This window comes from Sorangium sp. So ce375 (assembly GCF_051473855.1).
Taxonomy (GTDB): domain Bacteria; phylum Myxococcota_A; class Polyangia; order Polyangiales; family Polyangiaceae; genus Sorangium.
This window is the reverse complement of the sequence record NZ_CP150335.1, coordinates 12,748,578-12,761,469: the sequence shown is the minus strand read 5'-3', so window position 1 is coordinate 12,761,469 and position 12,892 is coordinate 12,748,578. Positions and strand designations below refer to the sequence as shown.

Here is a 12,892-nt window from a genome sequence, read left to right as displayed (position 1 = left end):
CGCTCCGGATTCCGTCGCGCCGGAGCGCGCTCCTACGGTGTGCGGGATGCCGAACCCTTGTCGCATCCCCGTGATGGTCGCGCTGAGCCTCGCCCTGCCGGCCCCGGCCTACGCCCACGGCGCGCAGCGCGCTCCGCGGCCGCCTGTGCGCAGCGAGTTCAGCGCGTCCTCCGTGCTCGCGTTCGGCTTGATGCCCACCGTAGGCGTCGGCATCTCCCCCGCTGTCGCTGTCCGCTGGGGCGACCTGGCCGTGTCGCTCGAGGCGCGGGCGATCGTCGCGTTGGGCAGCAATCCGAGCGCCTTTCCGAGCACAGTGCCGAGCCGCAGCAGCGTCGGGCTGGGGGTCGTGTCGCTCTGCAAGCACAGGGACGCCGTCTTCCTGTGCAACGTCTGCCAGCTCGGCGCTCTCCGCGCGTCCGCCCCGGTGGACGCCACCCAGACGGAGAGCGGCGCCCTCTGGCTGCTCACCTCCGGCCTGCGCGGCGGCGCCGGGTGGCGCATCGCGCACTACCTCGAGCTGCGCAGCTTCCTCGAGCTGCACGTCGCCCTGACGCGCCCTCTGCTGAGGCTCGGGCCGATCGGGGGGTGGCAGACCTCGGCCGTCGCGGCGGTCGCCGGGATCGGCCTGACGTTCCCGGTGGACCCGGGGTGAGGCCGCGCGCGCCGCGCGGCTTCAGTGCTTCGCGCGGAGCGCGCGCGCCAGGGTGTTCCTGCCGACGCCGAGCCGCTTCGCCGCCTCCGTCTTGTTCCCCTCGCACGCCCGGACCATCGCCTCGACGTAGCGCCGCGTCACCTCGTCGAGGGTGAGGCCCAGCGGCAGCGCGACCCGATCCTCGCCATCGGGCGCCGCGGCGGCGTGCGGCGGGGCGCCTTCGCGCCGGCGCGCCGGGAGGTGCCCCGCGGAGATGCGGCCGTCCGGCGCGAGCGCGATGGCGCTCTCGACCCAGTGCTCGAGCTCGCGCACGTTGCCTGGCCAGGTGTGGGCGCGGATGTGGCGGAGCGCGTCCGGATCGAAGCGAGGCGATGGCCTGCCGTACCTCGTCGCGTACACATCCGCGAAGTGCCGGGCCAGCGTCTCGACGTCCTCGGGGCCGCGCTCGCGCAGGGCCGGCAGATCGATCTCGACGACGCGCGCTCGGTAGTAGAGGTCCTTCCGGAAGCGGCCCTCGGCGACCGCGCGCTCGAGGTCGCAGTGCGTGGCGCACACGACGCGCACGTCGGCGCGGAGCGACTGGCGACCGCCGACGCGCTCGAACGAGCGATCCTGCAGGAAGCGCAGGAGCTTGCCCTGGATGTCGAGCGGCAGGTCCCCGAGCTCGTCGAGGAACAGCGTGCCGCCCTCGGCGAGCTCGACCTTCCCCGGCACGCGTCGATCCGCGCCGGTGAACGCCCCGCGCTCGTGGCCGAAGAGCTCGCTCTCGACGAGCTGCGCTGGCAGCGTCGTGCAGTCGACCGTGACGAAGGGCTTCGTCTGGCGCCGCGAGTTGACGTGGATCGCCCGGGCGAACAGGCTCTTGCCTGTGCCCGTCTCCCCGCGGAGCAGCACGGTCGCGTCGGTCTGGGCCGCGAGCTGGACCTTCTCGTACACGGCGGCCAGCCGCTCGCTCCGGCCGACGATCCGGTTGAACGGGCCCTGCAGCACGACCCCCGGACCGCCGCCTTCGGCTGCGCGGAGCGTCGTCAGCGAGAGGGCTCGGGCGAGCTGCGTCGCGAGCGCGACGAGGTAGAGCTGGTCCTCCTCGTCGAAGGGCGCGCCCGCGCGGTTCAGCAGCTGGACGACGCCGCGGATCGGCGCGGCGCCGTCCTCGCGGATGGGCGCGACGAGCATCGAGCGCGTCGTGTAGCCCGTCGCCCGGTCGGCGGACGGATCGAAGCGCGGATCGCGCGCGGCGTCGTCGACGCGCACGACCTCTCCGGTCCTGGCGACGTGCCCGGCGATGCCGCGCTCGAGCGGCTGCCTGAGCGAGGGGAGCTCGGGCAGGACGGCGACCCGCGTCACGAGATCGCCGCGCTCGGCGTCGACGAGCCAGATCGTCGCGCGGTCGGCGCGGAGCGCCTTCGCGAGCCGCTCGCACGCCGTGCCGAGGAGGGCGTCGAAGTCGACCTCCCGGGCGAGGAGGGAGGCGAGATCGACGAGCAGCGAGAGGCGCGACATGGATAGCGGAGCGGTATCCAGCATAGAGGGCGCCGCCCTTGTCGTCATCCGCGTCATCACGCGGCCCGCGCGAGGGCCTCGACATGGATGCGGAGCCCCTCGCGCGCCGCGACCGAGGCGGGGAAGAGCTCGCGCGAGAGGCGCTCGATCTCCGCGACGCCGGCGTCCGTCCGCTGCGGGTCGTGGTGAAACAGGACGAGCCGCCGCGCGCCGCACGCCCGCGCGATCTCGGCGCCCGCGACGTAGGTCGAGTGCCCCCATCCGACCTTCGAGCGCCCGCCCTCGCCGCGGTACTCCTCCGGGGTGTACTGCGCGTCATAGATGAGCACGTCGGCGCCGTCCGCGAGCGCGCGCAGCGCCGGATCGACGCAGGCGTAGTGCTCGGTGTCGGTCGCGTAGACGACGCTGCGGCCCTCGTGCTCGAGGCGGTAGGCGAGGACGCCGCCCGGGTGGTTGAGCTTGGCGATCCGCACATGGACCTCGCCCACGTCGAACGCCTCGCCCGGCCGCGCCTCCCGCAGGGCGATCTGCGCGCCGAGCTCGTCCATGCGGACGGGGAAGCTCGGCGCGGCCATCTGCGCCGAGAGCGCCTCGCGCAGGCTGCCGGCCCCGTGCGCGCTGCCCACGATCGACAGCCTCGAGCTCGGCAAGTACGCCGGCACGAAGAACGGCAAGCCCTGGATGTGGTCCCAGTGGAGGTGGGACAGCAGGACCGTAGCCTCGACCGGCCCCTCGCGGAGCAGGGCGTCTCCGAGCTTGCGCACGCCGGTCCCTGCATCGAGGATGAGCCGCGACGATCCGCAGCGAACCTCCACGCAGCTTGTGTTGCCGCCCACCGCAGCCGTCTCCGGCCCCGGCGAAGCGATGCTCCCGCGAACTCCCCAGAACGTGATCTCCATCGTTGTTGCGAGCCTCCTCGGCCCTCTCCAGCGAGCGGCGTGCCAGGACGCAGGCCCTTGAAATCGCGCCGATTTTCTGCTCCGGCCGCGGGGGTCGATCGAAGCTGCAGCGCGGGCTCCGGATCGACGCTTCAGAATGGAGCGCGTGCGCGTCGGTAGACGGCGCGGCCGGCGGGCTCTCGCGTTCCCATTTGCCGCGGAGCGGCGCTTCGCGATTGACGCGCTCGCGGCGACGTGGAGAAACGTGAGGCGCGGGGGACGGGCCTGGACGTCGCGCCACGGATCGCGCTGTGCGTCGCGTCAAGGCTGAGCTCCTTCGCCCGATGGGGACCGCGCCGACGCAGGAAGGTTCGTCTGACCCGAGCGTTGACCAAGGTCCTTCCTGAGGCCTAGCATTCCTGCACCGCTCTCTTTCCCGCATCGTTAACGCCGCTCCGCACAATGACCGTTGCCACCTACGCCGCCGCACAGCTGTTGCGGGTGCTTCCGCGAGAGCGCATTACCCGGGCCGTTGGCCGCCTCTGCGACGCCAGGGCACCCGCCGCCGTCTTGAACACGGTGGTGAAGCTCTACGCGCGCGCGTACCGCGTCGACATGGACGCCGCCGAGGTGCTGACGAGCCCTTACGAGAGCTTCGACGCGTTCTTCACGCGCAAGCTCCGCGAGGGGATGCGCCCTGTCTGCTCCGATCCCGGAGCCATCACCAGCCCTGCCGACGGACGGGTCGAAGCGATCGGCCCCGTGACCGAGGGCGGGCGGCTGACCATCAAAGGGCAGCCCTACCGCGTGGAAGACCTCGTGGGCGACCCCGCAGAAGCCACGCGCTATGACGGCGGGCAGTTCGCGATCGTCTACCTGTCGCCCCGCGACTACCACCGGGTCCACTCGCCCGTCGCCGGGCGGGTGAGCCTCATCCGCTCGATGCCGGGGGAGCTGTTCCCGGTGAACGCGATCGGCGAACGCCACGTCCCGGGCCTCTTCGCGCGCAACCGGCGCGTCGCGATCGTGATCGACACCGAGGGCCAGGGGCGCGTCACGGTCGTGATGGTGGGCGCGATGATCGTCGGACGGATCACGGTGAGCGCCGTCGACGCGCGCGACGTGCCGCTCGGCGTGCACACGATCTCGCCGGCCCTCCCCGTCGCGTGCGGCGAGGAGATCGGCAAGTTCCACCTCGGATCCACCGCGGTCATGTTCGTGGAGCGCGGGGTAGCGGCCCCCTGGGGCAGGGCTCCTGGGCCGATCCTCTACGGCGAGCCGCTCGACGGAGGGGGCCTGCGATGACGAGCGAGCGGCCGCGCAACCCCCTGGCTGCGTCCGCCCAGGAGGGCGGCGCCTCCGGAGAGCCCGGCGCGCCTCGGCCGGGCGAGGCAGGGAACGCGGCCGCACCGGCGCCGCAGGGAGAGCAGGGGGCGCACCCCGCGCGCACGCCTGTTCCACGGCCCGATCGCGCGCCCAGCACGCGCCCGCAGCTCGCGACGACGACGCCGCTGCCGCGCCTCGATGTCGTCGCGGGCATCGCCGACGGGAGCTCCGGCGGGTCGATCGCGGAGATCCCGGATCTCGATCTCGACCCGCGGATCGCCGGACCGCCGACGGAGCGCTCTCGGCACGGCGCTCCCCTGCCGACGAGCCCCACCTCCAGGCGGTCCTGGCAATCGCTGGCCACGGAGGTGGAGCGGGCCGCGGAGGTGGAGCGCGGCGACGGCGCAAAGACCGCACGGCGGCGCTCGCGGCGGCTCGTGAACGTGTCCGGAGATGCGGCGCAGCAGGGCGATGATCAGGTCGCCGCGCAGGACCGGTCCACCGTGCCGGAGGATACCGCGACGCAGCGATCGCACGGGTTCGACGAGGCGGACGACGACGGATGGCCGACCGCCTCCGAGCGGCGGCCCAGCTACCCGACGCTCGAGGCTGCCGGGCATCCCAGCGACGCGGCGATCGAGGGCTCCAGGACGACCGACAAGCCGGCGCCTGCGGCGAACCTGGCAGAGCTTGTCGCGCCCCGGGCGGTCCCGCGGCCGTCGCCGAAATCCTCGAGCGTGCCGCCCCTGCCGACGCCGAGCGGGCTCATCATCGACCCCGACTCGGTCGCGGTGATCCGGCCGCTCCAGATCGTCAGCATCGAATCGGACCTGCCGCCAGTGCCGCCGGTCACCTTGGCCGTCGAGCCCGCCAGGCCGCCGCTCTTGACCGATCCGGCGGAGCACGAGTGGCCGCCGATGCAGTTCAGGATCCAGCCGGACGAGATCCCGACCGGCATGGGTCTCGAGTCGTTCCAGGAAGGCCTCTCGGAGGGCCCGCCGACGGCGCGCGACGCCGCCTTCGAGGCGCTCCAGCCGGACCTTCGAAGGCCGCGCGGAAGACAGGCCTCGGCGCCGGAGATCGACGCGCGCCCGCTGGACTGGCCGCTGGGGGCGGGCGCGGACGAGGTCTCGGAGGTCGAGCCCGAGTCCGAGCTCGCCGACGACGCGAAGGCCGATCGGTCGGGAGCCTCGACCGGCGGAGGCGAACGCCAACAGGCGCAGGGCGATCCGACGCGCATCACCTTGCCGCCGAAGAGCACCGAGGTCGAGCTGGAGGAGGTCGAAGCCGAGCCGACCGACGGGAGCTTGGCCGCCCAGGCCGACGCGCAGGCAGCCCACGCCAAGAAGCCGCCGCCGCCTCCGTTGCCGCCGCGGCGCCCGCGCGCGCAGGCCCTGGCATCGCCGGATCTCGCGACGTTCACGGCCTCGGTGCCGCCTCCGCCCATGTCAGCGCCGCCCGTGTCGGCGCCGAGCTCGCACGGCGAGCCGTCCCCGTCCGCGCGGCCCGCCGCTCCCGCGGCGACGCCCGCGGCGAAGCAGATCGAGCACGATTCGAGCTCCGGTCCGTCGACCGAGCCCGCCGTGCGCCGGAAGCGTCCGTGGTGGGAGGAGCTCTTCGGCGACGACTTCCTGCGCACGCTCGACAAGATCGACAGCAAGGTGGTTCGCCGCGAGGTCAATTTCATCGAGGAGCGGCTCGGCGTCGAGAAGGGCGCGGTGATCCTCGATCTCGCGTGCGGCGCAGGCGGCCACGCGATCGAGATCGCCAGCCGCGGCTACAGCGTGGTCGGCTACGACCTGTCGCTCGCCATGCTCGCCCGCGCCGCCGACGACGCGCAGGACCGCGGCCAGAAGCTGAACTTCCTCCAGGGCGACATGCGCGAGATGACGTTCGAGGAGACCTTCGACGGCGTCTACTGCTGGTCGACGAGCTTCGGCTACTTCGACGACGAGAAGAACGCGGACGTCCTCGCCCGCATCCGCCGCGCCCTCCGCCCCGGCGGCATGTTCCTGCTCGACATCGTCAACCGCGACTACGTGGCGTCCCGCCAGCCGAGCCTGGTCTGGTTCGAGGGGGACGGCTGCGTCTGCATGGATGAAATGCATGTGGATTTCTTCACGAGCAGGCTCAAGGTGAAGCGCACCGTCATGTTCGAGGACGGCCGCTCGCGCGAGCTCGACTACTCGTTCCGCCTCTACGGGCTGCACGAGCTCGGCAAGATGTTCCACGAAGCGGGCTTCAAGGTCACCGAGGTGACCGGGCACCCTGCGCACCCGGGCGTCTTCTTCGGCTCCGAGTCGCCGCGGCTCATCATCCTTGCCGAGCGGAGCTGAGGCGCTAGGGCTCCCGGCGCATGAGCTTCGAGGCCGCGATCGCGCGCGCGCTGCCGGGGATCCCGCGCAGCACCTCCCCCGTCGATCAGATCGCCTACGCCCGCGATCTCTGGCCGAGGCACCACCTCGCCGTGACGGAGGGCCGCATCGCCGAGCACCGGCCCGGGATGATCGTCTGGCCGTCGTCCGCGGAGGAGGTCGCCCAGGTGGTCCGCTTCTGCGCGGACGAGGGGCTCCCGCTGGTGCCTTTCGGCGCGGGCTCGGGCGTGTGCGGCGGCGTCTTGCCGGACGAGCGCACCGTCGTGCTCGACCTCAAGCGGCTCTCCCGCCGCCGCTCTCTCGATCGTCAGGCCCCCTCGGTCGAGGTCGAGGCCGGCGCGCTCGGCATCCGCTTCGAGGAGGAGCTCAACGCCGAGGGCTTCACGCTCGGCCATTTCCCGTCGTCGATCCTCTGCTCGACCGTGGGGGGCTGGGTCGCGGCGCGCAGCGCCGGCCAGTGCTCCGGGCTCTACGGCAAGATCGAGGACATGGTCGCGTCGCTCGAGTGCGTCGTCGGCCGCGGCGAGATCGTCCGCTTCGATCGGCGCGCGCACGGCCCGGATCTCACGCCGCTCCTCATCGGCAGCGAGGGCGTGCTCGGCGTGGTCACCGCCGCGACGCTCCGGCTGCACCCGGCGCCGCCGGCGCGCGCGTTCGCCGCCTTCTCGTTTCCCAGCGTCGAGGCCGGATGGGACGCGATGCGGTCGATGTTCCAGGCCGGCCTCCGCCCGGCGGTCTCGCGGCTCTACGACCCGTTCGACTCCTTCATGGCCCGGCTGGGCGCGGTGCGCCGGCAGCGCGCCCACGCCGCCGCAGGCGGTGAGCCCCCCGAGGGGGCGCCCGCGCGGGAGCGCGGGGCGCGCGGTCCTGGGGCCGGCGCCGCGGTGCTGCGCGGCCTGCTGCGCGCGCCGGGGCTCCTCAACCAGATCGTCGACGGCGTCGGGTCGCGCGTGCTCCGCGGCGCGACGCTCATCCTCATCTTCGAGGGCACGGCGCGCGCGAGCGCGGACGACCTCGCCCGCGCCGCGGCGATCGCGGAGCGCGGCGGGGCCAGGCCGCTCGGCGAGGAGCCCGCGCGCCACTGGCTCGCGCACCGCTACAGCGTGAGCTACCGCCAGGCGCCCGTGTTCATGGCCGGCGCGTTCAGCGACACCATGGAGGTCGCCGCGCCCTGGTCGCGCCTCGACGCGCTCTACCGCGCGGTGCGCGCGGCGCTCGGGCGCCACGTGTTCGTGATGGCTCACCTGTCCCACGCGTACCCGGACGGCTGCAGCATCTACTTCACCTTCGCCGGCAGCGCGCCGACCGTCGCCGCGGCCGAGGCGAAGTACGACGCGGCCTGGCGCGCGGCCCTGGACGCCGCGATCGACGCCGGCGGCACGCTCTCGCATCACCACGGCGTCGGCCGCAGCAAGGCGCCGCGGCTCGGCGCCGAGCTCGGCCTGGGCGCCGACGTCGTCCATGCGCTCCGCGGCGTCTTCGACCCCGCCGGCGTCATGAACCCCGGCAACCTGCTCCCGCGCGAGGCTCCCTCTGCCGCGCGCCGCCCGCTTCCGCCGCCGCCCGCCGCGCCTGTGCTCGACGGCGACTCCATGCTCGTGCACGCGTCCGGCGCCGCTCGCCTCGGCGAGATCGAGCGCGCCCTCGAGCAGCGCGGCCTCACGCTGGCGATCGACTTCGCCGCGACCTCGCGCGAGCTGACGCTCGACGCGTGGATCGCGGCGGGCGCCCCGGGCGCCCCGGATGCGTGGAGCGATCCGGTCGATCACCTCGTCGCCGGGTTCACCGCGCGGCTCGCGTCCGGCGCCGAGCTCGCGGTGCGGCCCGCCCCGCGGCGCGCCGTGGGCCCGGATCTCTTCGCGCTGTTCCTCGGCGTGGGGGGGCGCGTCGGCGCCATCACGTCCGCGCACCTGCGTGCCCACGGCGCGCCGCGCCCCCGCGCCCTGCCGACGTCGCTGCCGCGGCAGCCGTCGCTCCGCGCCGACGAGGCGGCGTGGCTCGACGCGGTGGTGAGCGCCGCCCGCGGCGTTCGCTGATCGCGGTCCGGGCGGGTCTCGTTCAGCCGGGAGGCCAGGCCATCGGCCTTCCGCCCAGCACGTGGACGTGGATGTGGAAGACCGTCTGGCCGGCGTTCGCGCCGCTGTTCACCACGGTCCTGAAGCCGCTCTCCGCGATGCCGGTCAGCTCTGCCACCCGCCGCGCGGCGAGCAGCAGCCTGCCGAGGACGGCCTCGTCCTCGGGCGTGGCCTGGGCGATGCCCGCGATGTGGCGCTTCGGGATGACGAGCGCGTGCGTGGGCGCCTGCGGGTTCGTGTCGTGGAAGGCGATGACGTGCTCGTCCTCGAACACGACCTTCGACGGGATCTCCTTGTTCGCGATCTTGCAGAAGATGCACATGGCCGCCTCCTACTCCTAGGGTGCTTGCGAGTCACGCGGCGCCCGGTCACGCGGCAGCGCCCTGGTCGCGGGGTCCGGCTCACCCGCCTCCCCCTGAGCGGGAGACTCCAGCGCTCCGCCGTGTCCCTCCTCGGGCAACAGCCGGGCGAGCACGCGCTCGATCCGCGAGGTATCGGCCGGCTCGGGGAAGAGATCGTGCGGCAGGGCGGCGCCTGTCGCCGAGCTCGGCGCGGCGTCTCCGCCGCCCGGCTGCTCGGCCCGAGGGACCGCGCCGCGCGCGACCGCGATGCGGAGCACCGCGAGCTCCAGGGCGTCGAGCGCGGCGGTGCGCTTCAGCCCGAGCGACGGCACGTCGTAGGTGAGCAGCGCGCCCCCGCTCGCGGCGGGCGCCAGCCCGGCGCGGTCCGCGCCCGCGACGAGCTGCCGCACGATGCTCCTGAGCAGCGCCGCCCGCCGCCGCACGCGGCGCGCCTCCGGGTCGGCGTACAGCGAGAAGAAGCGGTTTCGCGAGAAGGTCGACGGCGCCAGCACGAGCGCGACGAGCAGCGCCTCCAGATCGACGGGCCGCGGCCCCCTGTCGATGGGCGGCGCCCCCATCACGTGGCGGGCTCCAGCGCGCCGCCCGCGGGCCCCGAGAGCCCGCCGCGCCGCAGGAGCTCCGCCTGGCGGTGCGTGCGCAGCGCGCCGATGAGCTCGTCGAGATCCCCTTCGATGATCTTGTCGAGCTTGTGCAGCGTGAGGCCGATCCGGTGATCCGTCACGCGGTTCTGCGGGAAGTTGTAGGTCCGCACCTTCTGCGCCCGCTCCCCCGTGCCGACCATGGTCCTTCGCTCGGCGCTCTGGGCCTCCTCCTGCCGGCGCTGCTCTAGCTCGAGCAGCCGGCTGCGGAGCACCTTCATCGCCTTCGCCTTGTTCTTCAGCTGGGAGCGCTCGTCCTGGCACTTCACGATCATGCCCGTCGGCAGGTGCTTGATCTGCACGGCGCTGTTCGTCGTGTTGACGCCCTGACCGCCGGGGCCGCCGGACGCGGCGATCGAGATCTCCAGGTCCTTCTCGTCGATGTGCACGTCGACCTCGTCGGCCTCGGGCAGCACGGCGACCGTCGCGGTCGACGTGTGGATGCGCCCCTGCGTCTCCGTCGAGGGGACCCGCTGGACGCGGTGAACGCCGCCCTCGTACCGGAGGTGGGAGTAGACGTCCTGCCCCGTGATCAGCGCCGCGACCTCCTTGTAGCCGCCGGCGGAGGCCTCGCTCAGGTTGAGCACCTCGACCTTCCACCGCTTCGTCTCCGCGTAGCGGCAGAGCATGCGGAACAGGTCGGCGGCGAAGAGCGCCGCCTCCTCACCGCCCTCGCCGCTGCGGATCTCGATCACGGTGTTCCGCGTGTCGTTCGGGTCCTTCGGCAGGAGGAGCAACTCGAGCTCGCCGGCGAGCCGCTCCCGCTCGAGCTCGAGCTCGGGCAGCTCCGCCTGGGCGAGCTCGGACAGGTCGGGATCGCTCAGCGCCTCGCGATCCTCGGCGATGCGCCGCTCGATGTCCCGCAGCCGAGCGAAGGCGACGACCACGGGCTCGATCTCGGTCCGCTCGCGGTTGAGCCGCTGGAGCTCGGCCGGAGCGGAGAGCACCGCCGGGCTGCACATGAGGTGCTCGAGTTCCTGAAAGCGGCGCTGAACCGCCTCGAGTTTCGCGATAGGTAGCATCTGCAATCCGAAGACGGTGCGGAGTTGGACGGCGGCGGCGAGGGGCGCGGCGGAGCCGGCGCTGCCTAGCCGTGGGCGCCTGCGTAGCCGGGGTCGGCCAGCAGCTTGGAGTAGTCGGAGAACACCCGATCGGGCTGGACTGGAGCGGCCACCGAGGCCTCGCGCCAGAGCGTCGCGCGGAGCGACGCGAGGGCGATCTCCAGCTGCGCATCGTCGGGCTCCGCCGTCGTGATCTTCTGGACCAGGAACCCTGGCCAGAGCAGGACGCGGAGCGGGCCGGTGGTGCAATAACGCGCGAAGATCCGCTGGATCTCGAAGGTGACCGCGGCGATCAGCGGGAGGAACGGCAGCTTCATCAGGAAGAAGGTGACGCTCTCGACGATCCGGCCACCGGGCAGCTTGGGCAGGAGCGCCCCGAGGGACGCCCCGGCCACCGAGAAGACGACGATCGACACGAGCGCCACCATGACCAGGAACGTCGTCCCGCAGCGGGGGTGCATGGCCGTCTTTCGGCGCGCGTTCTCGACCTCGAGGACCTCGTGCGCCTCGTAGGTGGAAATCGCCTTGTGCTCGGCCCCGTGGTACTGGAAAACGCGCCGTACCTCGGCGATCTGGCGGATCAGGAGGAGGTAGCCGACGACGATGGCGAGCTTCGCCACGCCGGTGATCGCCTGGAACGCCGGGGACGTGACCTCGAGGCCGAGGCCCAGGAGCTTGTTGATCAGCTCGGCGCCGGCCTGGGGCGCCGCCACGAAGAGCAGGACCGCGAAGAGGATCGGGATCATGCCCATCCCTCCTCCCCGCTTCTTCGCTTCCGTGCCGGGTCCGCCCGGCGTGGGGCCGCCCGTGACCTGCGCGGGCTCCACGTCCTGCGCCGCGATCGCCGCCATGCTGAGGGCCAGGGAGGTGAGGTTCACTCCGCCCGCCTGTCCCGCGCTCGATCGCTTGGGCTCCGGCCCGTTGGCCGAGCCCGCCTCCTCGGCCGAGAGATCTTGCTCGTAGAGGTCCGCGGACCAGCGGAGCGCCTGGGATCCCAGGCGCAGCGACTCGACGAGGGTCGCGATCCCCCGCACGAACGGCCAGGTGCGCGGCCCCTTCGCGACGGCGGTCATCGGCTGCTCGCGCACGACCAGCTCTCCCGAGCGGCGCCGGCAGACGATCGCGACCGAGCTCGGCGACCGCATCATGACCCCCTCGATGACCGCTTGGCCGCCGATATACGGACGTGCAGGCTGATCGCTCATACGCGTTCCAATCTAGCGCATAACGCGGCTGGCGCATCGGCCCGACCGACCAGCGCTGCGCGTGTGAAGGGCCAAGCTCGTCCGCGGCGCGACGTCTCGGCCGCTCGCGCTGCGCGCAATGGGCGAGCGAACGAGCTCGGGGCGAGCCAGTCCATCCCAGTCATCCGCCACGCCCCGGGCGGGCGCGGCGTGACGGGCGGTTCCGGTGAAAGAAGGGATATCGGGGCTAGCGGGACGATCGGTCCGGCTACTTGCCGGCGGTCGCGTACTTCTTGCGGAAGCGATCGACGCGGCCGGCGACGTCCATGATCTTGTGCTTGCCCGTGTAGAACGGGTGGCAGGCGGAGCAGACGTCGGTGGTGAAGCTGCCGCGGGTGGAGCGGGTCTCGACGACGGCGCCGCACGCGCAGGTGATCGTGGAGGCCTTGTACTCGGGGTGGATGCCGGGCTTCATGGTGAGTCCTTCGGGTGTTGCGAGGGAGGGCGCCTATAGCTCAGCGCGTCTTGGACCGCAAGAAGCCCCTCCGATGCGCCCGCTCTTCTAGCTCTCCTCCGGCGCTCCTACGGCCCGCTCGTCATCGTCATCTTCATCATCTTCGCTCGCGTCGTTTGCGCGAGGCCGCGCAGCGAGCGCGTCGTTTGCGCAAGTCCGCGCAGCGCGGCGGCCCTGGCGCGACCGGCAGAGCCCGCCGCGCCGCCGGGAGCGAGGCCCCGGGCGGAGGCGCTGGGCGCTGGGCAGCGCGGACGCCCGAGGTCCGGCGCAACGGGGATCCGGTCGAGGTCCGGGCTCCGCCGGCGCGCGCGCACGGCAATTGCT

11 protein-coding genes are annotated in these 12,892 nt (G+C 73.0%); 4 read left to right on the top strand and 7 right to left on the bottom strand.

All coding sequences use genetic code 11. The features are described from left to right. Positions 1-46: 46 nt before the first annotated feature. Complete coding sequence (locus WME90_RS47490) at positions 47-652, top strand: hypothetical protein (RefSeq protein ID WP_437278731.1); 606 nt, start codon at positions 47-49, stop codon at positions 650-652. Between the two features lie 21 nt (positions 653-673). Here the strand turns inward: WME90_RS47490 and WME90_RS47485 are convergent, their stop codons facing one another. Together WME90_RS47485 and WME90_RS47480 are read right to left on the bottom strand one after the other, a co-directional pair. Next, positions 674-2,179, bottom strand: coding sequence for a sigma-54-dependent Fis family transcriptional regulator (locus WME90_RS47485; RefSeq protein WP_437278730.1), 1,506 nt, complete (start codon positions 2,177-2,179; stop codon positions 674-676). 32 nt (positions 2,180-2,211) lie between these two features. Continuing rightward, positions 2,212-3,054, bottom strand: coding sequence for an MBL fold metallo-hydrolase (locus tag WME90_RS47480; protein ID WP_437278729.1), 843 nt, complete (start codon positions 3,052-3,054; stop codon positions 2,212-2,214). A 561-nt stretch (positions 3,055-3,615) separates the two neighbouring features. Here WME90_RS47480 and asd point away from each other — a divergent pair. Genes asd through WME90_RS47465 form a run of 3 tightly spaced genes read left to right on the top strand, consistent with a single transcriptional unit; the run spans position 3,616 to position 8,770 of the window. Continuing rightward, a complete protein-coding gene (gene asd, locus WME90_RS47475; RefSeq protein ID WP_437278728.1) occupies positions 3,616-4,338 on the top strand; it encodes an archaetidylserine decarboxylase in 723 nt (240 codons plus the stop codon). Then, on the top strand, positions 4,335-6,695 hold the full coding sequence (locus WME90_RS47470) for a methyltransferase domain-containing protein (RefSeq protein ID WP_437278727.1): 2,361 nt from the start codon (positions 4,335-4,337) through the stop codon (positions 6,693-6,695). The genes asd and WME90_RS47470 overlap by 4 nt, the downstream gene beginning before the upstream one ends. Before the next feature lie 20 nt (positions 6,696-6,715). Next, the gene (locus WME90_RS47465; RefSeq protein WP_437278726.1) at positions 6,716-8,770 is read left to right on the top strand and encodes an FAD-binding protein; all 2,055 of its coding nucleotides are present in this window, start codon (positions 6,716-6,718) and stop codon (positions 8,768-8,770) included. 22 nt (positions 8,771-8,792) lie between these two features. Here the strand turns inward: WME90_RS47465 and WME90_RS47460 are convergent, their stop codons facing one another. The 5 genes from WME90_RS47460 to rpmE all read right to left on the bottom strand — a co-directional run bounded on the left by WME90_RS47460 (position 8,793) and on the right by rpmE (position 12,529). After that, on the bottom strand, positions 8,793-9,131 hold the full coding sequence (locus tag WME90_RS47460; protein ID WP_437278725.1) for a histidine triad nucleotide-binding protein: 339 nt from the start codon (positions 9,129-9,131) through the stop codon (positions 8,793-8,795). Positions 9,132-9,146: 15 nt separating this feature from the next. Beyond that, positions 9,147-9,728: a hypothetical protein gene (locus WME90_RS47455; RefSeq protein WP_437278724.1), complete on the bottom strand. Its 582-nt coding sequence runs from the start codon at positions 9,726-9,728 to the stop codon at positions 9,147-9,149. Beyond that, positions 9,728-10,831 (bottom strand): peptide chain release factor 1, encoded by a 1,104-nt coding sequence (gene prfA, locus WME90_RS47450; protein ID WP_437278723.1) that lies wholly within the window; start codon positions 10,829-10,831, stop codon positions 9,728-9,730. Before prfA ends, WME90_RS47455 begins: the two co-directional genes overlap by 1 nt. A gap of 65 nt (positions 10,832-10,896) precedes the next feature. Next, the gene (locus WME90_RS47445) at positions 10,897-12,075 is read right to left on the bottom strand and encodes a DUF1385 domain-containing protein (RefSeq protein ID WP_437278722.1); all 1,179 of its coding nucleotides are present in this window, start codon (positions 12,073-12,075) and stop codon (positions 10,897-10,899) included. Between the two features lie 247 nt (positions 12,076-12,322). Then, complete coding sequence (gene rpmE / locus WME90_RS47440; RefSeq protein ID WP_012241637.1) at positions 12,323-12,529, bottom strand: 50S ribosomal protein L31; 207 nt, start codon at positions 12,527-12,529, stop codon at positions 12,323-12,325. Between the last annotated feature and the right edge of the window lie 363 nt (positions 12,530-12,892).